28 protein-coding genes are annotated in these 26,831 nt (G+C 59.2%); 13 read left to right on the top strand and 15 right to left on the bottom strand.

Going from position 1 to position 26,831, the window contains the following annotated elements; all coding sequences use genetic code 11:
* Nucleotides 1–101: 101 nt before the first annotated feature.
* Nucleotides 102–1,937: a 1-deoxy-D-xylulose-5-phosphate synthase gene (locus IIC71_05375; GenBank protein MCH7668623.1), complete on the top strand. Its 1,836-nt coding sequence runs from the start codon at nt 102–104 to the stop codon at nt 1,935–1,937.
* A gap of 64 nt (nt 1,938–2,001) precedes the next feature.
* Here IIC71_05375 and IIC71_05370 read toward each other — a convergent pair whose 3' ends face one another.
* Both IIC71_05370 and IIC71_05365 read right to left on the bottom strand, forming a co-directional pair.
* Nucleotides 2,002–3,399, bottom strand: coding sequence for a threonine synthase (locus IIC71_05370; GenBank protein MCH7668622.1), 1,398 nt, complete (start codon nt 3,397–3,399; stop codon nt 2,002–2,004).
* A complete protein-coding gene (locus IIC71_05365; protein MCH7668621.1) occupies nt 3,396–4,292 on the bottom strand; it encodes a histidinol-phosphatase in 897 nt (298 codons plus the stop codon). Before IIC71_05365 ends, IIC71_05370 begins: the two co-directional genes overlap by 4 nt.
* A gap of 177 nt (nt 4,293–4,469) precedes the next feature.
* On the opposite strand from IIC71_05365, the gene IIC71_05360 reads away from it, so the two are divergent.
* The gene (locus IIC71_05360; protein MCH7668620.1) at nt 4,470–5,150 is read left to right on the top strand and encodes a cation transporter; all 681 of its coding nucleotides are present in this window, start codon (nt 4,470–4,472) and stop codon (nt 5,148–5,150) included.
* A gap of 26 nt (nt 5,151–5,176) precedes the next feature.
* Nucleotides 5,177–5,962: a hypothetical protein gene (locus tag IIC71_05355; GenBank protein ID MCH7668619.1), complete on the top strand. Its 786-nt coding sequence runs from the start codon at nt 5,177–5,179 to the stop codon at nt 5,960–5,962.
* A 28-nt stretch (nt 5,963–5,990) separates the two neighbouring features.
* Here IIC71_05355 and IIC71_05350 read toward each other — a convergent pair whose 3' ends face one another.
* From IIC71_05350 to IIC71_05320, 7 genes are all read right to left on the bottom strand, one after another.
* Nucleotides 5,991–6,575 (bottom strand): chorismate-binding protein, encoded by a 585-nt coding sequence (locus tag IIC71_05350; protein ID MCH7668618.1) that lies wholly within the window; start codon nt 6,573–6,575, stop codon nt 5,991–5,993.
* Nucleotides 6,565–6,906 carry a chorismate-binding protein gene (locus IIC71_05345; GenBank protein MCH7668617.1) on the bottom strand — a complete coding sequence of 114 codons (342 nt, stop codon included), beginning with the start codon at nt 6,904–6,906 and terminating at the stop codon, nt 6,565–6,567. Before IIC71_05345 ends, IIC71_05350 begins: the two co-directional genes overlap by 11 nt.
* Nucleotides 6,907–6,924: 18 nt before the next feature.
* Nucleotides 6,925–7,188 (bottom strand): chorismate-binding protein, encoded by a 264-nt coding sequence (locus tag IIC71_05340; GenBank protein MCH7668616.1) that lies wholly within the window; start codon nt 7,186–7,188, stop codon nt 6,925–6,927.
* A gap of 132 nt (nt 7,189–7,320) precedes the next feature.
* Nucleotides 7,321–9,471: a DNA translocase FtsK gene (locus IIC71_05335; GenBank protein ID MCH7668615.1), complete on the bottom strand. Its 2,151-nt coding sequence runs from the start codon at nt 9,469–9,471 to the stop codon at nt 7,321–7,323.
* A 383-nt stretch (nt 9,472–9,854) separates the two neighbouring features.
* Nucleotides 9,855–10,274: a hypothetical protein gene (locus IIC71_05330; GenBank protein ID MCH7668614.1), complete on the bottom strand. Its 420-nt coding sequence runs from the start codon at nt 10,272–10,274 to the stop codon at nt 9,855–9,857.
* Between the two features lie 150 nt (nt 10,275–10,424).
* Nucleotides 10,425–10,685, bottom strand: a complete 261-nt coding sequence (locus tag IIC71_05325; GenBank protein ID MCH7668613.1) for a Fic family protein — start codon at nt 10,683–10,685, stop codon at nt 10,425–10,427.
* The gene (locus IIC71_05320; protein ID MCH7668612.1) at nt 10,574–10,813 is read right to left on the bottom strand and encodes a hypothetical protein; all 240 of its coding nucleotides are present in this window, start codon (nt 10,811–10,813) and stop codon (nt 10,574–10,576) included. Before IIC71_05320 ends, IIC71_05325 begins: the two co-directional genes overlap by 112 nt.
* Nucleotides 10,814–10,951: 138 nt before the next feature.
* On the opposite strand from IIC71_05320, the gene IIC71_05315 reads away from it, so the two are divergent.
* On the top strand, nt 10,952–11,167 hold the full coding sequence (locus IIC71_05315; GenBank protein MCH7668611.1) for a hypothetical protein: 216 nt from the start codon (nt 10,952–10,954) through the stop codon (nt 11,165–11,167).
* Between the two features lie 30 nt (nt 11,168–11,197).
* Here IIC71_05315 and IIC71_05310 read toward each other — a convergent pair whose 3' ends face one another.
* Nucleotides 11,198–12,829 (bottom strand): ribonuclease J, encoded by a 1,632-nt coding sequence (locus tag IIC71_05310; protein ID MCH7668610.1) that lies wholly within the window; start codon nt 12,827–12,829, stop codon nt 11,198–11,200.
* Nucleotides 12,826–13,722: a 4-hydroxy-tetrahydrodipicolinate synthase gene (dapA, locus tag IIC71_05305; protein ID MCH7668609.1), complete on the bottom strand. Its 897-nt coding sequence runs from the start codon at nt 13,720–13,722 to the stop codon at nt 12,826–12,828. Before dapA ends, IIC71_05310 begins: the two co-directional genes overlap by 4 nt.
* A 43-nt stretch (nt 13,723–13,765) precedes the next feature.
* Between dapA and trxA the strand changes: the two genes are divergently transcribed.
* The gene (gene trxA, locus IIC71_05300) at nt 13,766–14,611 is read left to right on the top strand and encodes a thioredoxin (protein MCH7668608.1); all 846 of its coding nucleotides are present in this window, start codon (nt 13,766–13,768) and stop codon (nt 14,609–14,611) included.
* Nucleotides 14,612–15,500: 889 nt separating this feature from the next.
* Nucleotides 15,501–16,733: an alpha-hydroxy-acid oxidizing protein gene (locus tag IIC71_05295; protein MCH7668607.1), complete on the top strand. Its 1,233-nt coding sequence runs from the start codon at nt 15,501–15,503 to the stop codon at nt 16,731–16,733.
* 260 nt (nt 16,734–16,993) lie between these two features.
* Here the strand turns inward: IIC71_05295 and IIC71_05290 are convergent, their stop codons facing one another.
* The 3 genes from IIC71_05290 to arfB are packed head-to-tail and all read right to left on the bottom strand — an operon-like array spanning nt 16,994 to nt 19,468.
* On the bottom strand, nt 16,994–17,752 hold the full coding sequence (locus IIC71_05290) for a 4-hydroxy-tetrahydrodipicolinate reductase (GenBank protein ID MCH7668606.1): 759 nt from the start codon (nt 17,750–17,752) through the stop codon (nt 16,994–16,996).
* Nucleotides 17,749–18,999, bottom strand: a complete 1,251-nt coding sequence (locus IIC71_05285) for an insulinase family protein (GenBank protein ID MCH7668605.1) — start codon at nt 18,997–18,999, stop codon at nt 17,749–17,751. Before IIC71_05285 ends, IIC71_05290 begins: the two co-directional genes overlap by 4 nt.
* A 37-nt stretch (nt 19,000–19,036) precedes the next feature.
* Nucleotides 19,037–19,468, bottom strand: coding sequence for an aminoacyl-tRNA hydrolase (gene arfB / locus IIC71_05280; protein MCH7668604.1), 432 nt, complete (start codon nt 19,466–19,468; stop codon nt 19,037–19,039).
* 64 nt (nt 19,469–19,532) lie between these two features.
* Here arfB and IIC71_05275 point away from each other — a divergent pair, with 64 nt between their 5' ends.
* The 5 genes from IIC71_05275 to IIC71_05255 all read left to right on the top strand — a co-directional run bounded on the left by IIC71_05275 (nt 19,533) and on the right by IIC71_05255 (nt 25,284).
* Complete coding sequence (locus tag IIC71_05275; protein MCH7668603.1) at nt 19,533–21,782, top strand: hypothetical protein; 2,250 nt, start codon at nt 19,533–19,535, stop codon at nt 21,780–21,782.
* Complete coding sequence (locus tag IIC71_05270) at nt 21,779–22,768, top strand: AAA family ATPase (GenBank protein ID MCH7668602.1); 990 nt, start codon at nt 21,779–21,781, stop codon at nt 22,766–22,768. The genes IIC71_05275 and IIC71_05270 overlap by 4 nt, the downstream gene beginning before the upstream one ends.
* 42 nt (nt 22,769–22,810) lie before the next feature.
* Nucleotides 22,811–23,296: a YajQ family cyclic di-GMP-binding protein gene (locus tag IIC71_05265; protein ID MCH7668601.1), complete on the top strand. Its 486-nt coding sequence runs from the start codon at nt 22,811–22,813 to the stop codon at nt 23,294–23,296.
* 86 nt (nt 23,297–23,382) lie between these two features.
* Nucleotides 23,383–24,423 carry a TIGR00730 family Rossman fold protein gene (locus tag IIC71_05260; GenBank protein ID MCH7668600.1) on the top strand — a complete coding sequence of 347 codons (1,041 nt, stop codon included), beginning with the start codon at nt 23,383–23,385 and terminating at the stop codon, nt 24,421–24,423.
* 96 nt (nt 24,424–24,519) lie between these two features.
* Nucleotides 24,520–25,284: a maleylpyruvate isomerase family mycothiol-dependent enzyme gene (locus tag IIC71_05255; protein ID MCH7668599.1), complete on the top strand. Its 765-nt coding sequence runs from the start codon at nt 24,520–24,522 to the stop codon at nt 25,282–25,284.
* Between the two features lie 14 nt (nt 25,285–25,298).
* On the opposite strand, the gene IIC71_05250 is transcribed toward IIC71_05255, so the two are convergent.
* Nucleotides 25,299–25,922, bottom strand: a complete 624-nt coding sequence (locus IIC71_05250; GenBank protein ID MCH7668598.1) for a hypothetical protein — start codon at nt 25,920–25,922, stop codon at nt 25,299–25,301.
* Nucleotides 25,923–26,207: 285 nt separating this feature from the next.
* On the opposite strand from IIC71_05250, the gene IIC71_05245 reads away from it, so the two are divergent.
* A complete protein-coding gene (locus IIC71_05245; GenBank protein MCH7668597.1) occupies nt 26,208–26,480 on the top strand; it encodes a DEAD/DEAH box helicase in 273 nt (90 codons plus the stop codon).
* A complete protein-coding gene (locus IIC71_05240) occupies nt 26,464–26,826 on the top strand; it encodes a hypothetical protein (protein ID MCH7668596.1) in 363 nt (120 codons plus the stop codon). Before IIC71_05245 ends, IIC71_05240 begins: the two co-directional genes overlap by 17 nt.
* Nucleotides 26,827–26,831 lie beyond the last annotated feature (5 nt).

The following is a 26,831-nucleotide window of genomic DNA, read 5'->3' as shown; positions in this document are numbered from 1 at the left end:
CCGATCACCAAGACGCAGTATTCGAGAGATGTCGGTGTCGACTTGCGGTAGTGTTCTCGCGACATTCCCCGCTGAGCCTCTTTTCGGAGAACCTTCGACCAATGTATCTGGAGCACATCAACGAGCCGGCGGACCTCCGTCGACTCGACTACGACGAACTCGATGTTCTGGCGGATGAGATCCGCACGCTGGTCGTCGACTCGGTAACGGCTAACGGAGGCCACCTTGGTTCGAACCTTGGTGTTGTCGAACTGACGCTTGCGCTACACCGAGTGTTCGAATCGCCGAAAGATTTGATCCTCTGGGACACGGGTCACCAGGCGTACATCCACAAGATCGTGACCGGCCGCCGCGAGGGGTTCGCAAACCTGCGCAAAGAGGGCGGGCTAAGTGGCTATCTCAGTGCCGAAGAATCCGAACACGACATCATCGAAAACAGTCACGCCAGCACGGTCCTCTCCTATGCCTACGGCCTCGCAACCGCCAGGGACCTGGACGATTCGAAGGATCACGGCCACATTGTTGCAGTGATAGGCGATGGTTCGATGACTGGTGGGATGGCGTTTGAAGGCCTCAATAACCTCGGTCACTCAGGGCGCAAGATCACGATCGTCCTCAACGACAACGGCCGCAGTTACGCACCGACGATTTCGATGCTCGGCGGCAGCCTTGTCAAGATCCGTTCGAACCCGATTTACATGCGGCGGCAGCGCAAGCTTGAGGAAGTGACCGAGAATGTTCCTCGCTTTGGGGGGTTCCTGTTCCGGGCTCTCGGAGCAGCGAAAGCGGCGATCAGGCACTTTTGGGAACCGCCGGCTTTCTTCGAGCACCTTGGCGTGCGTTATATCGGGCCTTTCGACGGACACAACATCAAAGAGGTCGAGAACGCGCTGCGCAATGCTGCCAAATTCGACGGACCCACCGTCGTCCATGTTCTCACGCAGAAGGGTCGGGGTTACGCACCGGCGGAGAACGACAACATCAAGCTGATGCACGATACCGGTTCGATCAGCCCCGGAAGCTACACCGCGGCGTTCACGGAAACCCTTTGCAAACTCGGCGAGGAACACGCCAACCTGGTCGCCATCACAGCCGCCATGCCCGATTCGACTGGCGTCCTCGCCTTTGCGGAGCGATTCCCAAATCGAAGCTTCGACGTCGGGATCGCCGAACAACACGCAGTGACGGCCGCCGCCGGAATGGCCCTCGGCGGACTGATACCGGTCGTCGCGATCTACTCGACGTTCTTCACCCGAGCATTCGATCAGGCAAACCTGGATGTCGGGCTGCTCGGTCAGCACGTCATCTTTTGCCTCGACCGCGCCGGAATCACGGGAGACGATGGGCCGTCACATCACGGAGTCCTCGACATGGTGCTGTGCACCAAGGTGCCAGGGATGACAGTGATGGCACCATCGTCATATCAGGAACTCCAGGTAATGATGGCCGACGCCGTTTCGCTGTGTGATGGCCCGGTGTCGATTCGTTGGCCGAAGACCGAAGCCGTTGTTGCAGGAGAGGACGAGGTGGGATCAGGCCTGTCAGCGCGCCGGGCGCGTCTCGGTACAGGCGACCGGCTCTGCATCATCGGCGTCGGCAAAATGCTCGCACCGGCGCTCGAGGCCGCGGAGCTGCTCGCAAGCGACGGAATTGAGACAACGGTGTGGGACCCGCGGATTGTCAAACCTCTCGACGAGTCGATGCTTGAGGATGCTGCCCGCCACGACGTCGTCATCACGATCGAGGACGGCTTCAGACAAGGCGGCGCCGGTACCGGTATCCGCACGGCGCTCGAAGACATGGGAGCGTCGTGTCGTGTTGACGTTATGGGAGTCCCCGTGAAATTCATTCCGCACGCCAAACCCGCCAAAATACTGCGAGAGCTCGGCCTGGATGCCGAGGGGTTACGCCAAACTGCCCTCCGAGTCCTCCGGTAAAGGATTCCGGCGCTAAACGAACCCGTATGCGGTACGAGCGAGCGCAAGAATCCTGAGGACGCGGCTAGGGCGATGCTTGCAGCGCCTCGATGTGGGTTCGGACCACACCGGTGTCGGCAGGAATTATGGTGACGTGCTGGGGAAGGTCCTCAATGCCGCGGAAGCGCTCCGGCCGTGCGGGTACGACCCCGGTCGCCCTTTCAATGGCGTCAGCAAACTTCGCGGGCAACGCCGTCTCGAGTGTCACCATCGGGACCGCACTATCGACGTACTGCGATGCGACGTGCCACCCGTCGGCAGTGTGAGGGTCGATCAGGCGACCGTGATCGGTGTAGACCTGCCGGATCGTCGCCATGCGATCATCTTCGGTCGAGGTTCCACTAACAAACCCGGTTTCGCTGACCAATGCGGGACTCAGCTCGAGTGGGGTATCGGGCGTCAGACTTGCGAACACGTCCTTCGTAACATCGGCATCGCGATCGAGCAGATCGAAGATAAACCGTTCGAAGTTCGAGGCTTTTGCGATGTCCATGGATGGGCTTGACGTGGTCACAACATCCTCGCCTGCACGAACCGCATAACGGCCGGTCTTGAAGAACTCGTCCAGCACGTTGTTCTCGTTGCATGCCACGACGAGTCGTCTGATGGGGACACCCATCTGTTTGGCGACCCAACCCGCGCACACATTGCCAAAATTTCCAGTTGGAACGGTGACATCAATCTCGCTCTCACGGTCTGCCCCGACCTGCAACCACGCCCACACGTAATACACGGTTTGGGCCAGAATCCTCCCCCAGTTCATGGAGTTCACTGCGCCTATGTTGTGTGCCGCCTTGAACTGTGCGTCGGCGTTGATGGCCTTCACAATATCTTGGCAATCGTCGAACACACCTTCAATCGCCAGGTTCACAATGTTGGACTCATCGATGCTGTACATTTGTGCAGCCTGGAAGGGACTCATCTTGTCGTGCGGGGACAGCATCACAACCGACACGCGAGCGCGACCGATCATTGCGTGCTCGGCAGCCGAACCCGTGTCCCCCGATGTTGCCCCGAGGACGGTCAGTGTGCGGTCTTGGCGTGTGAGCTCGTAGTCGAACAACCGACCGAGAAGTTGCATCCCCAAGTCTTTGAACGCCAACGTTGGTCCGGTCGACAACCCCATCAACCATCGGTCCCCAACGTGTTCAACGGGGACCACACCCTGTCCGGAAAAGATCCCTGGCCGGTAGGCGTCGTTGACGACTGAGCGCAGATCCGAATCGCTCATCTCACCAATGAAAATTCTCAGCACGGCAAACGCAACCTCGGGATAGTCGGCGCCGACGAGCGCACCAAGACTGCCTTCGATGGACGGGTATTCATTCGGAACTACCAACCCACCGTCTGGTGCAAGGCCTCCGAGCAGTACCTCTGCAAAGGTTGCGTCGTGGAGTCCTCCCCTGGTGCTCGAGTATTTCATGTCTGCGCCAAAGTCCGCAGAGGCACTGAGTTTGCCTCACGTTTGTCGAACACGACGTACTCGGAGTAACCGGCAGCCCTGGAGTAGCGGACAACTTCGTCGTTGTCACGCCCGCACTCGCTGAACACGTGAGCATCTGACGCAAGCGTGATCGCGACCCCGGCGGTGTTGAACATTGCGAGCAATCCGCGCTCTGGATACATCTCGTTGACCGGTTTGTAGAGTCCGGCCGACGATACCTCCACAGCAGTACCGGAGGCGGCCGCGGCGCTCACAACCGGTTCGTGCAGCTCGGCCGAGGAACCTGGGTACACATGCCCGAATTTCTTGACGAGGTCGATGTGGGCAAGAACATCCACCGAGCCAGACGCCGCAAGCTGGGTGATCAATCCGAAATATTCTTCGTACGCTGTGGAGACACCACGTCGGTCAAATTCGTATGACACGGCGTCCTGGTCGAACGCCCAGCCGCCAATCCAATGCACCGAGCCGACAAGAAAGTCCCACGGATAGTCCGCTATCAGATCAAGGACCGCAGCCATCGTGTCGGGGAAAAAGTCGATCTCGAGGCCGAGTTTCACGGCGAGGCCTTGGTCTTTGGCGGCTTCGACCACCTCCACGTAACGTTCCAACGAAAGTTTGCGCTCCTGCGCGACATACACAGCAGCCTGATCGGCGAGGTCGGTGCGCGGCTCGCGCTCCCAAAACCGACCGAGGGCATCCGCCGACTCCACACAACGGTAAAGATGCTCTGTAAATCCGACCTCGGTAACGCCACGGGCAGCGGCTGCCTCGATGTACGACTCGATAAGCCCGTCAGGGTATTCGCCGGGCCGAGGCCCGGTGCCGGAGTACGGGCCGTGTTGATGTAGGTGTACGTGGTAGTCGCCCATGACGCCGCGATCGTAGTCACATCTCAGCGAACACCAACTCGACACACCGGGCTTCGGCGTTTTCCCATTTTATGCTAAGTTTTGGGAATAGGAGCAGACCACAACCATGTGCCGAAAGGGTCGGGAAGCGCGCATCTCCGCCTCCTCACGATTTCGTTTTTCCTCATCTCGGTGTTCATGGTCGCCGAAGTCGTGGGCGGCATTGTCACCCAATCTTTTGCGCTTCTCTCTGACGCCGGACACATGGTCACCGACACCATCGGCCTTGCAATGGCGATCGCCATCATCCGCCTCGGCACACCAGTCGACGTCGAGTCGGACATCATGCTTGTTATTGCAATCGTCGGTCTTGTCGTGAACATCATCGTTATGCGGCTGCTGCGCGCAAGCTGCAATGAGTCGATCAACGTCGAGGGCGCCTACCTGGAAGTATGGGCAGACATGATCGGGTCCATCGGCGTGATCTTTGCGGCCGGCGTCATATGGGTCACTGGGTGGCAGATCATCGACCCGCTCATCGGTGCCGCGATCGCTGTCTTCATCGTCCCGCGGGCGTGGCGCCTCGGCAAGAAAGCAATGCGGATTCTTCTCCAAATCGCCCCCGAGAGTATCGACATCGACGAAGTCAGGTCGTCCCTGTCGGAGATCGAATCGGTCACCGGTATCCACAAGTTGCATGTGTGGACAGTAAGTACTGGAGAAAACGTAGCTTCAGCGCCCATCACGGTGGCCGCCGGCGGCGACCACCACGACGTGCTCGACCAAGCAGCCGACCTACTCGAGACCAGGTTCGGGATAGTCGACACCACTGTCCAGGTTGAACCGCCAGATCACACGGTGTGTGCCGAGGACGAGTAATGATCGTGACGTCCTACTGTTGGGTTATGAGACGTGTGCTTTTTCTTTTCGCGATCGGGCTTGCGGCTTGCGGTGGCGCGTCTAGTTCCTCGCAGGTGTCGGGCGCACCGGCAGTGGCGACCTCATCAGAACCCCCACAGTCGTCGCCTGTTGCGCCCGACGACCTCAGACCCGGAACGGTCGACATTCGTAGGACCACGATGTCAGACGGGACCGAGATCACCTACGGACTGATACTCCCCAAGGACTTCGACTCGGACAAGCAGTACCCCGTTCTGCTGGCGTTGCCACCAGGGGATCAGAGTGTCGGGCTAATGACTTCGCTTGCAGAATCGACCTACGCCGAACAGGCGATGCAACGCGGGTGGGTCGTGATAACACCGGCCGCGCCAGACGGTGTCCTCTTTTTCCAAGGTTCAGAGCAGTACATCCCCGAATTCCTCGACCAGCTTGCCTGGATCAAGCTTGAGGGCGGCCGGTACCACATCGCAGGTGTGTCCAACGGTGGGCGCAGCACCTTTCGTATCGCCACCCTCGAGCCGGAACGTTTCGCCTCGGTGCTGGTGTTCCCGGGCTTCCCAGCCGGTCCCACCGATGCGGGCAGCCTTGCCGATCTCGCAAAACTGCCTGTCGCGATGTTTGTCGGTGGAGAGGACCCCGGCTGGATCGGACCCATGAGGGAGACGGCCGATACGCTGGAATCGCTCGGAGGCACAGTGACACTCGACATCCGAGACGGCGAAGGGCACATCATGCGGTCACTCTCAGACGGCGTCGACATCTTCGACTTCCTCGACTCCGTCCGCCCTTAAACCCTCGCGGGGACAGGCAGCTAGCTATTCATGTAGATGGCTCTTCGCCATCAACCGCCTCGAGCCGTCGGTCATATCCGCTGCGCTGGGTGGTCTTGTGATACCAGAACACGTCGTCAACATCGATTGGGGTCGGGCTCAGCGCGAGGTGAACAGCCTTCGCATCCGCAACCAGATCGGACGCAAAACAAGCGAGGCTCTGCTCGCGCTGTTCGACTTCGACGCTACCGGCCCGATCAACCACTACCCGCGTGATGTGTGGAGCGCTTGCAGACGACGCGACTAGCTCCAGCGCCTCGACAATTGCCCCTCGCCTAACGTCGAACCCGAAAAAGATGCCGCTTTCGACGATGCGGTCGAGATGTTCATTGAGGAACATGAATCCGCCTTCGGGATCCCATCGCATGGTTTCGATGAGGCGCATGTCGGGCCGCCGGGTGGTGAGCAGGCGAGCTTTCCACCGGGTTTCGGCGTACTCGCTGCTCGGATCTGATTCCCAGGTGATAGCACCGCCGGTGCCGTAGGTCGCGGTGCCCCGCTGTGTGTCGATCGTGACGGTACGAATCGCAACGTTGAATTCGGCCCGCAACTCGCCAGTGTCGTCACGACCCATCCATCCCACCGACCCGCAGTATCGCTCGCACCTTCGACGTCATCTGCCACACGGTCTCGCATGGCTCGACCGCAAACAGGTCGTCGACTTTGACTGACCCGTATTCGGCGATTCTTCCGATGTCGTTGCGGATGAGATCAACAATCATCAAGTTCTCAGCGCGGTCTTTCGGTGACTTAGCCAGTTGGACGGACAGTTCGCGGTCCTCCGAAAGCCACCGGCCCCGCGGCAACGTGCCCTTCATCGGTGTCATGTGCAGCTGCCGCCCCCGCAGCGAGAAGAACTGTTCAGGGGACGCGGACAGAATCTGAAACCGCCCGCAGTCGATCAGCGCTCCGTGGCGGCCGCGTTAGGTCGCGATGAGATCGCGGTAGAACGCTTGCGGATCACCATCAAAGTCAGCCTCAAGTTGAAACGTGTAGTTCACTTGGTAGGTGTCGCCTGCCCGGATCGCGGCGCGTATTGCATCGACGCCGGCTCGGTGTTCGCGCTCGGTGATCTGCGACCGCCATGGCGATATCGAGTACGTTGCGCCAACCGGACCGCTGGTGATGGGTTCCACATCGGTTCGTTCATCAAACACGCCGAACGCAATCAGCGGTGGTGTAGGCAACCAGTGTTTCGATAAGACCAGAGAACCGGAACGAGGTAGCTGCACCCTTAGACAGCGCATCAAATCGGGCCGAGATCTCCATTGTGCACAGGGTACTGCGACGGGCCGAGACCCGGTGTCGCCGATCAGCGGTTAGGACGACTCCGCAAACAGGTCGTCGAGTTGTTCCTCGGTAACCAGCACTTCGCGGGCCTTGGAGCCTTCGCTGGGACCGACGATTCCGCGCTCTTCGAGGATGTCCATGATGCGTCCGGCACGTGCAAACCCGACCCGTAGTTTCCGCTGCAGCATCGATGTCGACCCAAGCTGACTACGGACGATCAGCTCGATTGCTTGGCGCATCAGCGTCGGATCCTCGCCGTCGTACTCTTCTTTGAGCGACGCCTTCTTCTGAGCAACCTCAAACACGGCCTTCTCGTCGTACTGCGCCTGGCACTGGGCTTTCACGTACTCCACCACCGCTCGCACTTCACCTTCAGACACAAAGGCGCCTTGGATCCGCTCTGGCTTTGGTTCGCGCGCGGTGACGACCAGCATATCCCCCAGACCGATAAGTTTTTCAGCACCGACCGTATCGAGAATAACCCGTGAATCGGTCTGCGATGACACCGAGAACGCAAGCCTCGACGGGATGTTTGCCTTGATGACCCCGGTGATAACGTTCACCGAGGGACGCTGAGTTGCGAGCACAAGGTGTATCCCGATTGCCCGCGCCATCTGCGCAATGCGGACAATGGAATCCTCGACGACCCGCCCGGCGACCATCATCAGGTCATTCAACTCATCGACGATGATGATGATGCGGGGGAACTTGTCGAAGGCGTCCTTGTCGAGGCCACCGGCCTCCCACTTGGTGCGGTAGCTGGTGATATCGCGCACCCCGGCATCCGCAAGCAGGTCGTAACGACGATCCATCTCACTCACTGCCCATTCGAGGGCGTCCGCTGCCTTTTTCGGGTTTGTGATGACTCTGGTGAGCAGGTGGGGTATGTCGTTGTACTGGCCGAGTTCGACCCGCTTCGGGTCGACCATGATCATCCGAACCTCGTCGGGCTTCGCACGCATCAGGATCGACACGACAAGGGCATTGATACACGAAGACTTGCCGGCGCCGGTTGCACCCGCAATCAGCACATGTGGCAGGTCGTCGAGCTTCAACATTCGGGCATTGCCGGAAATGTCTTTGCCTAGTCCGATCCTGAGCGGATCAGTGTCCCCCGAAGCATGCGCGGCGGTGAGGATGTCGCCCAGGGTGACAAGTTCACGCTTTCGGTTTGGTACCTCGACACCGACCGCACTTCTCCCCGGGATCGGCGCAAGAATACGAACGTCGACCGACGCCAACGCATAGGCGATGTCCTGGCTGAGGCTCGTGATTTTCGAAACCTTGACCCCGGGGGCAAGCTCGATCTCGTAGCGGGTCACGGTCGGACCCGGCACGATCCTTGTTAAACGGGCGTCCACGCCGTGCTCAAGCAGCGCAGACTCAAGGTCCTGGGCGGTGCGTTCCAACATTTTGCGAGGTTGGTGGGCGCCTTCGCCACGATCAAGCAATTCGAGCGGCGGTAGGGTGTAGCCGTCCCCCGATGGTGCAGGAATCGCGGGTCTGCGTGCCTCAGGAGGTTTCGTATTCTGTGGCGACGTCTTGGCGATCTTCGGTTTGGACGGAGCCTTCGACTTCGGGCCTGCATTGTCAACAATGATGTCAGCCTGGCGTGGGGCCGAGGCGGGAGCAGTTACAGTCGCGGCGGCTTGCATACCGAGCCAACCTCGCAGTCGTCGGAAACTCCCGAAGACGGTGAGCCACACGTCTCGTATCGTCGCTCGCGAAACCACCAAGGCACCCATCGCGACACTGACCAACAGCACAACGGCTGCCCCCGTGAAACCAATCAGTCTGTCGAGCGGAAACGCAATCAAAGATCCGAGAACACCGCCCCGCTCAACTACCTCTTCGAGCGAACCTTCTAGCGCTACCGCACCCGTCAACAGATGGAACAGGGCCATTGAAGACACAAACACGACGAGCAACCCGATCGTCACCCTGGCGTAATCTTTGCGCGGTATCGAACCGACCATTGCAAAACCGATGTACCCGAGAATCAGCGGTACGAACACCGCCCACAGGCCAAATAGAAGTTCGAGACCGTCGCGTGACCAGTTGCCAAGGGGACCCGCCTTGTCGAAAAACGACAGGCCCAGAAGGATCGCTCCGACAAGGAGAACGACGCCCCAGACATCGTCGGTCTGACGACCGAGACGATCTCGGAGCCGCACTTTCATGCTTCGCAGCGCTGGAAGCAATCCGGTCTTTTGTGATGTTTTTCTTGATGCGGTCGATCGCTTGGAGCCCGACCGTCTCGTCGTTTTCCGCCCTTGACCCCGACGTTTCTTAGTTGTTTGAGCCATTGGCCAATAACGATACCCCAACCCCCGCGCTGTGCAAACGACCTACCTACCCATTCAAGTCGGCGGAGCCGACACGATGGAGCGCAGCGTCACCGACGAAGGAGGCGAAAGCGCAGCGACCGTTCAGCAAAGCTGAACCAAGAACCTTGGCCACCACAGCGGTTCCATCGGCCCAACGACCTACCCATTCAAGTCGGCGGAGCCGACACGATGGAGCGCAGCGTCACCGACGAAGGAGGCGAAAGCGCAGCGACCGTTCAGCAGGTCGGGGCCTCGACAATGACAACGATGCTGTCTTCACCGGAGCGCATCAGCAGCCCTGAGCCACACGCCGTGCGCCACGACATCGTCAGAACTCCATCGCTAACGATCGAGGCACCTGAGTCTGCGCATTCGCTGAAGACAGCCTTACGCACCGAGATGGCATCCGTTTCGCTGGCAGCTGCGATCGTGAGAACCCGCACCAGCTCGCCCGACGGCAAGCGTCCGGATGCTTCAGACAGATCGTTCTCTACGAAATCCGCCAGATCACAATCCTGGACGATCGTCTCCGCTGCACCGCTAGGCAATAGCGATAGCGAAAGCGCCACGACAGCGACGACCGCGGCCCCGAGGACGAGGAATGACCAGCCCTTGGACGAAACCCATCTTCTCGGGTTTCGTAGTTCCGCTCCCATGGACCCCTCCAGATTCCGTCAGTGTGCTCACGACTGGCAATGCCAAACGTCGAGTCTGATACAACTGTAGCGCCCACCCCGCTTGACCACTCAATGAGTGGCCGATCCAAGCGCGGATCAATAGAGGTCCGGATGACCAACGGTCATCGATCAGGGGATTCGAGCGGCTGTCTCGGACATCCAGCGAGTAGCGGCATTTTCACGCATTTCGCCCGCAGCAATAGCAAGCAACTTTTCAAACGCATCGGTCGGGCCGACGCTCCACGAGTAGCCTGCCAGTTCAAGAAAGCGCATTGTCGTTAGCAAGGCCGTACGTTTGTTGCCATCGACAAGTGGATGGTTCTTGATGAGTCTGACCAGGAGAACACCGGCTTTCGCGCTATCTGACGCGTAGAACTCATGTCGCCGAATCCAGCAAACGGCGCATGTAGAGCCGAGTCTGCAAGACCAAGGTCGGTAGTCCTCAAGATCGAGGCAACATCAACGTTGAGTACGACGGATGCGATTGCAAGGTATTCGTCGATGGGAATTTCAAACATACACGCGTTTACACCACTATTGGTTGATATCTTGACATCTGGATATTTAGACATAAGATGTTGGAAGATCCAACGCAACGTAACGCAACGCGCTGACAAAACGTTACGCCGGCGCCGACCAACTACGAGGAGACGCTCATGAACACCAAGGCATTGACACTGCGGCTCGCCACCGACGTCGCGGCCGACCTCGAGGCCATCGCTCAGGTTGAGGACACAACTGTGACTGAGGAGATCAGAAGAGCGATCGCCGATCGCATCGAGAGTCGGCGCAACGACCCTGCGTTCCAGAAACAGCTCGCGGCCGCAATGGAACGAAATCAGGAACTTCTCGAGCGGCTGGCTGCCACCTAGCGGGCGGCCCACCACCGTGGGCCAGAACTATTAAACCTCGATGATTACTGGGAACACCACTGGGCGGCGGGCCAGATGAGATTTGACGGCGCGGCCGGTCATTGAGCGAACCTTGGACCGCACCGTGTCGTGATCGAGCGGTGTGTCGAGAGACGTAATGCCCGACGTGACACGCTCGCGCACCATCTTGTGGATCTCCTCGGGCTCGTCTGTGAGCCCGTGGCTATCCACGTCGGGGCCAAAGATGATTGCACCGCTCTGCATATCAACACCAAGGGTCACGATCACGACCCCGTCATCGGCAAGATGTCTGCGGTCTCGCAGCACACCATCAACGTCTCCGATCCCGTGACCATCCAAGTACACGTAGCCCGCTGGAAACGCCCCCCGCTCGATTCTGGCTTCGCCGTCATCCTCCAAAATGATCATGTCGCCATCTTCGAGGATGTGGACGTCTGGGACACCCATCAGGCGAGCGATCTTGGCATGTGCATCAAGGTGGCGATACTCGCCGTGCACCGGAATGAACGACTGCGGTTTGATGATGTTCAGAAAGGTCTTGAGTTCCTCCTGCGCAGCGTGTCCACTGACGTGCACGGTTGCGTTCCGCCCGTGGTGAACCGTCACACCCCTCCTGGTGAGATTGTTGATCACCCGCGAGACTTTCGACTCGTTCCCAGGAATCGGCGTCGCTGAAATGATCACCGTGTCGTTGTCATCGAGTTTGATGTGACGATGCTGACCCGCAGCCATCAACGAAAGCGCAGCAAACGGCTCACCCTGCGAACCGGTACATATCACCGCGGTCTCGTAGTCCGGTAGCTCCAGAAGATCATCCATCTCAAGGACATCCTCGTCATTGAAATCGAGAAGCCCGAGATCACGGGCAATCGCTGACATGCGGATCATCGACCTACCTAGAAACGCAAACTTGCGCCCCGCAGCGGTCACAGCATGGATCGCCTGTTGCACACGGTGGACATGGCTTGCAAAACACGCAATGATCACCCGCCCCTCCGCCTCCGCGGTCAGGGCGGTCAGGTGAGGGCCAACGGTACGCTCGGACGGGACCACACCGGGCACCTCTGCATTCGTGGAGTCGGCAAGCAACAGCCTGACGCCTTGCCGCCCGAAACCGGCGAATGTCTGCAGATCAGTCGGGTTGTTGTCGATTGGCGTCGGGTCGAGCTTGAAGTCACCCGAGTGCACGATCAACCCTTGAGGTGTGTCGAACACGACACCTGCCGCCTGGGGGGTCGAATGTGCAACCCGAACCAGCGTGAACTTAAACGGACCGTGCTCGACCCACTCATTGGTTTCGAGAGCGCGAAGGTCGGGCTCAACGCCGAGTTCCTCCACACGTGACTTTGCGAAGTTCACAGCCATACGAGTCCCATACACGGGCACGTTCACCTCGCGCAGGAAATACGCTAGCGAACCAACATGGTCCTCGTGGCCATGCGTCAGCACGACACACTCGACGTCTTCTGCCCGGTCGAGTACCCAAGAAAAGTCAGGCAAGACAAGGTCCACGCCCAGCATTTCGGCCTCTGGGAACATCAGACCGCAGTCGATCATCGCAAGCTTTCCATCGACCTCGATCACGGCACAATTTCGACCGATCTCGCCGAGGCCCCCGAGAAATCCAACCTTTACTGTCATTGACCGAGAACCTTTCTAACACCGACCTCTATCAGATGCAGCGTCTGCCCTTGTGCCTGAATCAGAGGAAGCCGCGGGTCACCGACCGCACCCCACAACGACGACATTGCGGCCTTGAGACCCATCGGGTTCGGTTCCAGAAACAGTGAGTCAACAACATCGGACATCAGATCGTGGAGGTCTTGCGCTTGTTCCTCTTCACCCGCAATGTACGCGTCGACCATCGCCCTGACCTGGTTGCCGACCAGATGTGCGGCCACCGAAATAACCCCGATGCCGCCGCGGCGAAGCAGCTCGAGCGTGAACGCATCAGCACCTGAGTAGACCGCGGCCTGCCCGTCGATCGCCGCGAACTGTTTGTCGGCGTAATCCAAATCCTCGGTGGCGTCTTTGATGGCCACGACCCGCGGATGTTCCGTGATGCGCGCCATGGTGTCGACTTCGATCAGACGCGAGGTGCGCCCCGGAATGTTGTAGACCACCAGCGGAAGGTCGGTCGCATCGGCGATCGCCATGAAATGCCGGTAGATTCCTTCCTGGGGCGGTTTTGAGTAGTACGGCGTCACCGCCATGACGCCGTCACAGCCGAGATCCGCGGCGCGCTGCGTCATCTCGACCGACTCCGCAGTGTTGTACGTTCCGGTGCCGGCGATCACGACACCTCTGCCTGCAGCAGCTTCGACCGCGGCCTTGAACATTGCGATCTTTTCGACCTTTGACAGGGTTGGCGACTCCCCGGTGGTTCCGGCGACGACAACCCCGTCTGATCCGTTTTCGAGGAGGTGCCGCACAAGCCGCCAGAACGTCTCGTAGTCAACCGCGCCTGCTTCATCAAACGGAGTGAGGACAGCGGTCAATACCGGTCCAAATGGCGACTCAAGGGATTCGTTCATCGCGTGAAACCTAGCAGACCGACGTCGACTAACCTTCTCGTCCATGGAACAGCAACGCGCAAATATCGTCGATGTGACGACAGACACCTTCAACGAGGAGGTGGTGCTTCGTAGCCGAGAGATTCCGGTGATTGTGGACTTCTGGGCGACATGGTGCGGGCCCTGCAAGACACTCAGCCCAATCCTTGAGCGAGTCACCGAAGCTGCGAACGGCGAGTTCATACTCGCCAAGGTGGATATCGACGAGAACCAAGAACTTGCAACGCAGTTCAAAGTGCAGTCGATCCCCACAATCGTCGCTTTCGTCAACGGTTCGCCTGTCGGGCAGTTCTCGGGCGCGCTTCCTGAGTCTGCAGTCCGCGACTGGATCGCGTCGATGCTGCCTTCCGAACTGGACCGCACGGTAGATGAAGCACGAGGCGCTGCACTGGCAGGCGACAACGAGCGCGCCGAGATGCTCTTTCGAGGTGTTCTGGCAGAGGTACCGGATCACCACGACGCCGCCACGAGCGTCGCCAGCATGCTTATCGCCAGAGGAGAAACTGCGGACGCCCTCATCGTTCTTGGAAAACTTCCCCCAGGTGACGAAGTCGATCGCCTGCAAGCGGCTGCACGTCTCAGCGACGCTGCCGGCAACGATATCAACGCCCTCACCGCAGCCCTCGATCTCGACCATGACGACGACGAAGTCCGCCTTGCTCTCGCCCAGGCCCTGGCAGCGCGCGGAGAGCACGAACCGGCGCTCGATCACATGCTGCTCATCGTGCGGAACAAGGGCGAAGACACCGACGACGCCCGACGCGCAATGCTCGACGTCTTCGGGATGCTTGGCAACGAGCATCCACTGACAATCTCGTATCGGCGCCAACTCGCAAGCGCCTTGTTCTAGACACCTAGAACAACGTCGATCGATTCTTGGGATTGACGTTTGCGTTCGCGATGTGTGAGACCGCGCTGTGTGCAAGGTACGAATAATCCGAATCGTGAGTTGTGAAACGCTGCGGCGTTGCGCCGCTAGTTGGTGCCGGAGAGGCCGGTCAACGCCTCATCGGCTGATCACCGCACGAACCTGTTCACAGACGACACGTATTTGAGACACCCCTCCGGAGCAGCGAGCAGATGATCTACAACTGGTGAAGGCGCAAAACGATCGACACCAGTCAAGGCGAAGGTCCGTCACCAGCCAGGCCGGCGGCTTGAAGAAGGCGTATCCGCGAACTCAAAACCGAGCTTGCCGTCGCCCGACGAGACAAGGACATTGATTCGAGACGAGGGCGTCACACGGGCACCGCCTAGTGAGCAACAGCGACGCGCCCAAGTTGATGGCGATCTACGTTGGAGGGTCGCTGCCCGTCATGTCGTCGAAGTGTCTCAACCAAGTCTCACCGACCGCGCCAAGAATCGACGCACACCGACCGGACGCTTGAGCAGCCACGCATGCCCCGACGCCGGGGCGACGTCATACAGGTGAGAAATGCCCCAAGGCTCACGGTCGCCCACAGTCCTTCTGGGTAGCGCGAAACGCCGCAGACCACACCGCCATCGGCGATGAGCCTCCTCGTTGCAGCAAACCAAATTCCTGAAGAAGCGCCTGCCATCGACCGAGAAGTCCGAGCTCCCTCCGCTCGCGGTTGATCCTCAAATGCGGCTGATCTTTCGCGAAAGCATTTTGCACGCTATCTTCAGATCAATGCAAACCGCTTGCGCGGATGACACCCGCTATTGGTCGGGTCAACCGATTTCACATTGGCCGATGCGCAGGTCGAACGGAGCAAAGAATGGGCATGATCAAGACGCTGCGCTCGGTAGTTCGTTTCCGGGGCTTCGAAACGAACAGCGTGACGCGCCGCCTGAACCGCGCAGCGAGTGTCGAAGATCTTCGTCTCATAGCCAAGCGGAGGCTACCGCGTGGTGTGTTCGACTACATCGATGGCGGGGCTGAGGACGAAACCACCCTTGCACGCAACACGCAAGCATTTCGTGATCTGGAATTCCGGCCAAGGATTCTCAACGATGTCTCAGTCGTCGACACTTCAACCGAAGTGCTTGGCAGAAGGCTCGCTTTCCCCCTCGTGCTCGCTCCGACCGGATTCAGTCGAATCGCGTGTTCGCCTGGGGAACTGGCGGTCGCCCGCGCCGCAGAACGAGCCGGGATTCCCTACACGCTCTCCAGCCTCGCGACCCGATCGATCGAAGACGTCAGGGCAGTATCAAGCGGGGACCTCTGGTTCCAAGTGTATGTCTGGGTTGACAAGGGTCTCCTTGCTGAAATGCTGGAGCGTGCCGCGGCCGCCAGCTACTCGACGATCGTCATAACCGTCGACACTGCGGTGCTTGGTCGTCGCGAAAGGGATGTGCGTCGTGGATTCAACCTTCCACCCAAGATAGGACTCGACACAATCATTGACGGGCTTGTCCATCCAGGCTGGACGTGGGACTTTATCCGGCATGAACCGATCCGATTTGCCAACGTTGTCGGAACATCGGTAACGGACGGGTCCGACCCTGTTTCGCTCTCAGAATTCATCGCTAGTCAGTTCGATCCATCGCTGAACTGGAACGATATCAAGTGGTTCAAAGATCGTTGGAAAGGGAAGATTGTTCTCAAGGGCGTCCAAACAACTGAAGACGCCGTCATCGCCGCTGACCACGGTGTCGATGCGATAGCGCTTTCCAACCACGGAGGTCGGCAACTCGACGGCGCTCCCCCTCCCATTGAACTTGTCGCCCCGGTCACAGATGCTGTCGGTGATCGACTGGAGGTGCTGTGCGATGGCGGGCTGCGCCGCGGCAGCGACATCGTCAAAGCAGTGGCCCTTGGAGCGCGAGCATCCATGGCTGGCCGCGCATACCTGTACGGGCTAGGTGCGGCAGGAGAACGGGGAGTCGACCACGCCCTTAGCCTTCTCAGAGACGAGCTTCAACGAACCCTCGCCCTGATTGGGTGCACCTCAGTCCATGAGTTGTCTCGCGACTACGTGCAACATGCGCGACGCGGCGAAAACAGATGAGAATCCCGACTTGTGAGTTCCGCCAGGCGTAGCGGCCGATGACCGCAAGATGCCTGCGGTCGAGTGCCTCGGGCACAGACCGGGCAACGTTCAGGTCGCCAAATGCCGACATCTCGACGAGCTGTGTGGCTCTATTCCCGCTGGATCTCGATTCGTCTCAGCGGTTTCATGCGACCGGCACGTTCAACCTGTCGTCACGCACTCGGCACTCCGTGACTATCCGTTCTCTCGACAAGGAGCTGGCAGTGCCAACCAGCGACTCAGATTCCGAGAATTCCGTCGAGTCCTACCGTGACCGGGTCGGCCAGGTCGGCAATGCCCCGCAAAGCAGCGAGCACCCCAGGCATGAAAGCGCTGCGATCGATTGTGTCGTGTCGGATTCGTAACGTCTCCCCCACCGCCCCGAACAGGATCTCTTGATGTGCGACGAGGCCAGGGAGACGAACCGAGTGGACGGGGATACCGTGGACACGAGCTCCAGTCGCGCCAACAACGAGATTCTCTGACTCGACCGAGCGTTGCTGCTCGGATACTGCGGCCATTCTTTTTGCGGTGGCCAGCGCGGTTCCCGACGGGGCGTCAACCTTGCGATCATGATGAAACTCGATGATCTCCGAGGCTGCGAAATGCGGTGCCGCAATCTCGGCAAGCCGCTGCATGACAACGGCCCCGATAGAGAAGTTCGGAACGACGAGACATCTCGGTCCGTCTTTCGGCCACACACCTTCGAGCTCCGCAATGCGATCATCGTCAAAACCTGAGGTGCCTATGACGGCGTGCATACCCGCTTGGCCCCACGCAGCGGCGTTGTGCAACACCACGTCGGGACGCGTGAACTCGACGACCACGTCACACCCAGACAACGTGGAACGTTCGTTACCGATACGGATCTCGCATAACGTTTGATCGACAGCGTGCGGATCGTAGAGGCCAGACAAGTCAAGGTCGGACGCCCCAGCCACGGCGTACGCAACCGTGCGGCCCATCTTTCCCCCGGCACCAGAAACGCCGACCTTCACGACACGAATTCTTCGAGATCAGATGCGTCAAACGGACCAACCGCGCCGAGGACAAACGGCCCGGCGTAGACATCGGAAGCCACTTCGGCGATCTCGGCTGGGGTGACTGCCTCGACGCGAGCAACGACCTCGTCGATGCTCGAATGTTCAATTCCGATGAGTTCTGACCTGCCTATTCGGGTCATGGTCGAAGTTACGTCCTCCATTGAGAGCGCAAGACTCCCCTTCACATTGCCCTTGGCACGCTCCATCTCAGCGGTGGTGATGCCGCTCTCGACGATCTTTGCGAGTTCGGCGCGAATCAGCTTGAGGACATCGGGCGCCTGCGACGGTGTGGTCCCGACGTAGATAGCCGAGGCACCTGTATCCACAAACGGCATACGAAAGCTGTGGACCGAGTACGCCAGGCCACGTTGCTCGCGGATCTCCTCGAACAGACGAGACGACATGCCGCCACCGAGCACATGGTCGACAACAAGATGTGGGTACCGGCGCTCGTCATCACGAACGTACCCCGGCATACCAAGGACGAGGTGTGCCTGCTCGGTGTCGCGGCGGACCACCTCAACTCCTGACCGATACTTAAGGGTCCGCAACTCGCGTGATGGCGCATCACCCTGCCACTTTCCGAAGTGCTTCTCGATGAGCGCCACAAAGTCGTCGTGGTCCAGCCGTCCGGCCGCCGATACCACCACCGAGTGAGGTGTGTAACGATGCGCCCAATAATCGTGAATGGTGTCGCGAGTCATTGCCGTTATGGACTTGCGGGTACCGAGGATTGGGGGTTTGATTGGGTGGTCGACCCACATTGCGTTGACAAACTGCTCGTGCGCAACGTCACTCGGATCGTCATCGTTCATGTTGATTTCTTCGAGCACAACATGACGTTCTGAGTCGATTTCGGATGGACGGAACGCAGGGAACTGGATCATTTCCGACAAGATGTCAACAGCAAGCGGCGTGTCGGCCGACCGGACACGGGTCCAGTAACAAGTGTATTCCTTGGATGTGAAAGCGTTGTGCTGGGCACCGACCGCATCGAGCGCTTCGCTGATGTGGCGAGCCGACATGCGCTCAGACCCCTTGAAGAGCAGATGCTCAAGGAAATGGCTCGCACCATGCTCGGCACCTACCTCGTCTCGACTCCCGGCGTCAACCCAGACGCCAATCGATGTGGACCGGGCCGACGCCATTGCCTGGGTGATGACGCGCAGACCGTTGTCAAGGGTGGTCAACGAGTAGTGCATCCGGCCATGATAGGAGCGCCCGGAGTCTGAAAAACCTCTACTGCGGGTCGTCGTGCCGAGGCCTGGACCGCAGACGTTTCGTCTCACCACGCGCCTTTTTTTCGTCGACGCGTTGGCGTTGTGCGGCTCGGGTGGGGCGCGTGGGTCGCCGAACCTTCTGCGTGCGCAGTGCAGCAACCAAGAGAACTCGCATCCGGCTTCGAGCAAGCTGTCGGTTACGCCACTGGGATCTGCTGTCGTCGACCGCGACAACGAGCACCCCCTTCGTTAGACGATGACCAAGGTTGCGCCGCAATCGTCCCTTTAGTAGATCGTCAAACACTTCCGATTCGCCAAGGTCGAATGTGAGGGTCACCCGTGTCGATGAGCGGTTTGCGTGCTGCCCACCGGGCCCGCCTGACGTCGAGAAACTCTCAATCAACTCAGCGCCCGGGATTTCGTGTTTGGCATCGATCACCAAGGGCTCCATGAGCCAATCGTAGGCCTCAACGCCGGAATCGGAAGATTTGACGCATGTGAGACAATGCATTCTTATGCGCGATCGGACAACGTCGGTACTTGCCGAAATCCTGCCAATCGAAGAACGGGCTATCGAAGCTGTTGTGGCCCGCTACCAGCGTGTGGCACCGGCCGTCACGCGTTTTGCGCGCTCGTTGTCAGGCAACCCGGACCTCCAAGTTCGCCTCGGCTCCCTATCTTCGGGCGGTCCCGACGAGATCGTTCTAGACCCGGCCGTGTTCCAAGCCGCCTACGCCCGCCACGCGCCGGTGACCCCGACAGAGGTTGCTCTCACCTCGGCCCTACATGAAGTCGTTCATCTGATCGCCACCAACTTCGAGGAGAAACGCCCGATCCCGGAATCGTGGATCACGCCCGACAGCCCGACCGTGGCCGAACATCTCTATGACGAGGACGAAGAAGAACTCCAGCTTAACATTGCGCTTTTCGATTTCGAAGACGAAGACGTCGAGATCGGCGCTTTAGTCGCCGACGTCCTCGACACCGACATCGCGCCCACACCAGGTGATGTGTCACTCACTCAGAAAGTCGTGGAGGTCTCGCTCGTCGACGCACTGCATGAGGCGGCCGGCATGGTTGGCGAAGCGTTGTTCCTCTCGCTCGAAGATGCTCGGCAGGAGTTCCAATTCTTCGACGCCTTCGAAGGCGCACGATCCGTGTTACGAGACCTTTACCGATCTGCTGCCCCAGAAGCGCTGGCAAACGCCCGCCCACTTGGCCAATACGCCCTCGGATGTTTCCTCATAGTCGGTGGTTACCTAACCAGGGACGAGGTTGCCCGCCGGGCTGCTCCCCATGTCGCGGCAGCTCTCGATGACGCGCAGCCCTTTCTGGACGAGGTTCGTGGCGCACAGGACCCATGGGCAGTTGGTGGGATTGCGCTCCAGATCCTCCAGGTCGCGAAACTCCATCGGCTTGTGCAGGAAGATGGCCGCAGCGATTCGATCACGACCCGAAAGCTCAAAGAGGAGGTCGACGTCAACGCGATCTCTGACACCGTAGATGCCGTCAGAATCGTGACGCCGCCGCTCGCCTCAATGGAGTCGTATGAGGAGACACGCCAAGCGCAGACGGTGAGTGCCAAAGACGGCCGCAAGGGCGCGTCAGATCAGGCCGGCGACCCGGCAAGCGACCAGCTCGTACGTGTCTCCGAGGCCCCGTCGGTTTATCTCCCAACCGGCCAAAGTGGCAAGCTAGTTATGACGGAGTTTCCACACCGATTCACAGCATTTGCAGCCGAAGGTCACATCAAGCTTGCGCAAGCCGCGCAACAGTGGGGTGTCGCCCAGCGGCGGATGTCGGGTGAGCTGTATCCGCTGTTCCTTGCCAACCAACGCCGTGGTCTGCGCTCCGGGTACGACGCGGGAGACCTCTCACCGTACGCGGCTTTGTTGTTGGGTGCGGGGCTGTACCAACGGATGTTCGAGAGACGAGACCGTCCAACAAGACGCTCATACGCCGTCAGCCTGCTCATTGACGGCTCGGCCAGCATGCTCCAGCCAAGTCGAAACTCGCCGCTGGCACAAGCACCGTGGGCCCTTGCTGCGGCCACGTTGGGAGCATGGTCGCTTGCGGAACTCTGCGACGAACTCCAGATCGAGTTCGAGGTCGCAATATTCAACCGAGCGTTTGCTGCAATGCCTGATGACTCTGAAGCGACATTCTCAGACCGGCGGCACGCCGCGACCGGTGGACTCAAACGGAGTTACGGCAGCAACGCCGATCGTCTCACCCGCACTGTGAACCACTATCTGCTCAAGTCGTTCGATCAACGATGGAGAACTGCGAAGGACACGGTTGCGGGATTGTTCTGGATGGCTTCTGCCCCCTCGGCAGCTGCGCAGCAGGCGCGCCTCGACAGAGCAGCAGCACCTCCGATCTCTATGTTCGACAAAGCAGCAAACGTTGACGAGTTCAACGTGGCGTTTGCCGCACAGCGACTCGCAGGACGCCGAACGTCAACTCGGATTCTGGTCGTCCTCGCCGACGGCATGACTCGCGGCTCGGTCCAGGCGCTTGCGGAGACGGTAGCGATGACGGAGCACAACGGAACGACGGTGCTCGGGATAGGGATCGGCGACAACACCGTCGAGGCGGCCTATGGGCGTCATGAAGTCGTAGAAAAACCGACTGAGCTCACTGCCGCAATAATCAACGGCGTCCGCTCCACCCTTCACACAACACTGAACCACCTCGGGGTATCTCGAAAGTGGTCAATCACACCAGTAATCAACTACGCCTCGAACAAGAGGAACACGGCATGACGGACGTCGTCACGTTTAAACACCCGACCGGCGCTGAGCCCGATATCGAACTCGAAACCGTGGTGGTCGACCCATCGTTGCCCGACTACGAGCGTCGCATGGGGCACATCCCAACCCCCGACCCGTTCTATGTGGACCTCGGCATGTTGTACAAACTCGCGGCGCTCGAGGCGGTGCGGCGCGGACCGTTTGCGGACACACCCCTCCACCTTGCCCTACGAGGCCACATGGGGACGGGCAAGGACCACGACTTGGAGCAGTTTGCGGCGATTCTTCGGATGCCGCACTATCGCATTCCGCTCACCGGTGAGGTGCGCGACATTACGTTGATAGGGTCCGTGAAGCTGTACGGCGACGGCAAAGGTGGCACCGAAAGTCGATGGGAGGATGGAGACATCACCCGAGCGCTCCGTGGCCCAGCGCTAATCAACCTGTCCGAGCTGAACGCCGCAGGGGCTGAGACGCTGTTCGCCTTGCACGGTCTTTTGGATCGGCACCAGGCGCTGGAGCTACCCACAGGCGAGATGGTGAAGCTACGCGCCGATGTTCGAGTGTTTGGAACCCTAAATCCGACCGATTTGCGCGACTACGCGGGCACTCAGACACTAAACAAGGCGTTCGCCGACCGGTGGATCGTATGGGAAAAGGACTTCCCTAAAGAGGATGAGTTGACGAAGATGATGAAGCGACGCCACGCAAACCTCGGCAGCGAGTTCATCTCATTGATCGCCCGCCTCGCAGTGGAAGTAAACACATCATTCACCTCAACGGACGCCCGTACCCGCGTCGAAACGCCGATGTCGCTGCGCAGCGTACTTGACCGCTTTCCCGCCGGCCTGCACATGCACAACCATCGGGCTGACCCTCTGCGTGCTGCGTGGGAAGACTTCATTCTTCCCCACATCGACCCGTTTGACCGAGATCACTACGACACCGTGTGGGCGGCAATCGTCCGTGTCGGGCCCAAAGGTCCAGCGTTCTCTTGAATGTCCGAGATGGCGGGCGATGTCGGTGATAGGCTGATTCCTATGCCAGCTTTCGACGTGGTCTCAAAGACCGACAAACAAGAACTCCGCAACGCGGTTGACCAAGCAATGCGTGAAATCACCAATCGCTACGACTTCAAGGGCACCGACACTGCCATCGACCTCACGGACGAGTCGATCACGATCGAATCGAGCGCCGATGGGCGCCTGGAAGCCGCGATCGACGTGTTGAAGGGGCGCCTCATCAAGCGCGGCATATCGACCAAAGCTATTACACAGGGGAACGTCGAGGCGGCTTCCGGGGGCCGTGTACGCACGGCGTTCACGCTCAATGACGGCATTCCGCAGGAAGCCGCAAAAGAGCTCGGGAAGGCGATCCGCGACTCCAAGCTGAAGGTGCAGGTCCAGGTGCAGGGCGATCAGCTTCGCGTCCAGGGCAAGAAACGTGACGACCTCCAGAACGTCATCGCGCTCCTTAAGGACCTCAACTTTCGGCTCCCGCTGCAATACGTGAACTTTCGGGACTAGCCCTCCACGGTGTCTCGACGTCGACACACGACACTGTCTGAGTCGAAATAGTCCGGTACGCAGGCGATGTACTGTAGGTTGAACACATGGGCCGATACTCACTAGGCGATCCGGCGCTCAACGCACAGCTCGCAGAACTCATAAACTCCGCTCTTGATGGCCACGATGGACACGAGCATGACGTAGATCTCATTTCTGAAATGATGGTGAGCGGCCTCAAGCTGCTGCGTGACGACACCGACCGAGGCGATCTCAAGCTCGTAAACACAGCCATCAAAGAAATGCGGTACTCGTTCGTCATCTTTTCCCAGTACCGCGACATACCCAAAGTGACGATCTATGGATCTGCACGAACACCACCGGGATCTCCAAACTACCAACTCGCTGCAGACTTTGCGTCACGAATGGCAGACGACCATCGTTGGATGATCATCACCGGAGCAGGCCCGGGAATTATGGAGGCCGGCAACAAGGGCGCTGGCCGCGAGTACACCTTCGGCGTCAACATCAGACTGCCATTCGAGTCGGACGCCAACAAGTACATCCACGAATCGCGTCTCATCAACTTCAAATACTTCTTCACCCGCAAGCTGATGTTTGTCAAAGAATCGGACGCGTTTGTCGTATTTCCCGGAGGGTTTGGAACCCAGGATGAAACGTTTGAGTTGCTCACACTCATCCAGACCGGCAAGTCTGATCTCCACCCCATCGTCCTCATCGAAGCTGAGGGAACCAACTACTGGGGACCGTGGGTGAGACTCGTCGAGAACCTTAGAGACCAGGGCATGATCTCTCCGGACGACTTCAGCTTGTTCAAGGTCACGAACGATTGCGAAGAGGCTTGTGAGGAGATCCTGCACTTCTACGCGAACTACCATTCGCAGCGGTATGTGAAGGCGAAGCTTGTACTGAGGATCAAACACGAGCCGAGCACCGAACTCCTCGAGACCCTAAACAGCGACTTTGCGGATATCCTCATCGGCGGCCGGATCGAACAGATTGAGGCAACTGAACACGAACTCGCTGACGACGACAACGTCGACCTGTTTCGGTTGAGACTTCATTTCGACCGGCGCAGCCATGGCAAACTCCGCCAACTTATCGACCTCCTCAACGATTCGGTATGACATGTTCTCCAAATCTCTGGAGAGGCACGCGGATCGACGGTCTACGGGCCCGATGAGGCTCCTGGTCCCAAACCGGACCACTAGACTGGCTCAATCATGCGGGAAATACTTTCAGATCTAGTCGCCGAACAGCAAGCGCTCGACCAATTTCTCCAGGGCGTGAAAGAGCGCGACTGGAAACGGCAGACCCCCTGTGAAGGATGGACGATCCTCGATACCGTCAGCCACTTGGCTGCCACCGAGGAGTTCGCAGCACAGGTAATCGAAAGCGGTAAAGCGGTCGTCGACAAAATCCTCCAGGTACCGTATGACGAATGGACCCAGGAGGGAGTCGAAAGAGGTAGGAACCGGCGGTACCAGGAGATCATCGAATGGTGGCGAAACGGTCGCGCTGGCGTCGTCGGACCGCTTTCGCGCATGGATGCGAGCGTCCGCATTCCGTGGCTGGTGGCAGCGGTCAACGCTAAAACATTCGCGACTTTGCGGCTTGCTGAGACCTGGGCGCATGGTCTCGACATCAAGTTCACGATGGACGACAAGATCTTCGTCGAAGAGGACGAGGAAGACCCGAGGGCCGACACTCCACGCATCCGGCACGTGGCCTGGCTAGCACACCGCATGTTGCCGTGGGCGTACGAACAAGCCGGAGTGGAGTTCCCGCAAGCCGGGATACGCGTCGAGATCATGGGACCCAAGTATGCGCTGTGGACCTTCGGACCCAAGGATTCGCCGCACGTCATCAAGGGGCTCGCCGGGGATTTCTGCCGGATTGCGGTGCACCGTATGGAGCCCAGCGAAGGCAAACTCCGCACCAGCGACGACGTGGCCGCGCAGACCCTCCACATCATCCGCACCTACTAGATCATGGCGGGACGCTAGGACTCGGACTCTCGGGAAAGGCTGTAGCCGGTCTTGTGGAGCAGTTTGAGAAACGCCGGTGCCGGATCCTTGAATTGGAGCGGACGAAACGCTGCCTCATACTCTTCAAAGAACCCGATGATCGTATCAATCATTTGGCTTATCGAGATCGTGTTTTCGGTTGATCGGTCGGCCCTCCCAAATGCGACAATACGGGTGCGAATCTCGCCTCCTCCGCGCGCCGGCGTCCGACATGTCATGTCGCGTTGGAGCCCTTGAACTACGTCCTGAATCGGCGTGTCATATAACCATTCGACTCTTCGCAACATCGAATGCAGCACACCGTGGTCCTTGATCCCCGGATTCAATACCGCCTCACCTTGTTTTACCTCTCCAATGATGACATCGACGACATCATCCTCTAGTCCGAGCACCGGGTCTTGCAGCACAATTGCGTTCGGCATGTTCCCGTGAGGATCGCCTACAAAAATCGTGCCCGGCGTCCTGATTGCCATGATGTCGATGTCCGTGATCGTGGTGTAGGTTCCGTTGTCCTCACGCCGCTGTACCTCGAACTCGCTCAACGTGAAATACCCGGTGAGTCGGAGATAGGTTTCGACAAGGTTGACAGCAATATCCACATGGTCCTCCGACCGTTTTGACAGCAATTTCGAGCGCGCGGGGGATGTGAGCGCGACGGCAGCCTACCGGATCACGATGGCGGCCCTACCTTGAACCCACGCCGCGGGTCCTCGATTCCGCGTACACGTGAGTCCGAGGGTCGTCTTAGACCGCCAACGCGCGTAAGACGATTTTGTAGTTCGCGCCACCGATAGGTTTTCTTACGCGCGATGTCGCGCGTAAGACGATTTTGTAGTTATGACGGCGAGTAAGGATCCGTCACACCGGACGTGTACCCTACGAATGTGACCATCTTGACGCAGTTTTCGTCAGCGACCGGTGGCTGGTTCAAGCAGAGCTTTCCGTCCGCGACTCCCGCACAAACCAAAGGTTGGGAGGCGATTCAACGCGGCGAACACACGTTGATCCACGCACCAACGGGGTCGGGCAAGACGTTGGCCGCTTTTCTTTCAGCGATAGACAAGCTGACGTTGGTCCCTCGTCCAACGACTCGTCCGCCCCGACACACCCCCCACGCAGGAGCAACGCGCTACTGCACTCGTGAACACCCTCCTTGACCGCCATGGAATTGTCACCAGAGATGGCGTCCGTGCCGAAGGGGTTCGTGGCGGATTCTCCGCTATCTACCCGGTACTCGCAGCTCTGGAGTCGGCTGGCCTGATACGCCGCGGCTACTTCGTCGAGGGCCTCGGCGGGGCGCAGTTTGCACGACCCACAGCGGTGGACGTGTTGCGTCGTGCCGCTGACGCGGGACCGTTCGTGATTGGCGCCACAGATCCGTCGCAACCATACGGCTCGACACTGCCATGGTCCGACCTCGGCGACATCAGGCCCAACGACGACACGGACACGCAGTCGTACTCATTGAGGGTGAAATTGCCGCGTATTGGACCCGGGGTGTAAAAAAC

This window comes from Acidobacteriota bacterium (assembly GCA_022562055.1).
GTDB lineage: Bacteria > Actinomycetota > Acidimicrobiia > Spongiisociales > UBA5794 > BMS3BBIN02.
Note: the sequence above shows the minus strand (reverse complement) of the source record. Positions and strands in the feature narration are given on the sequence as shown.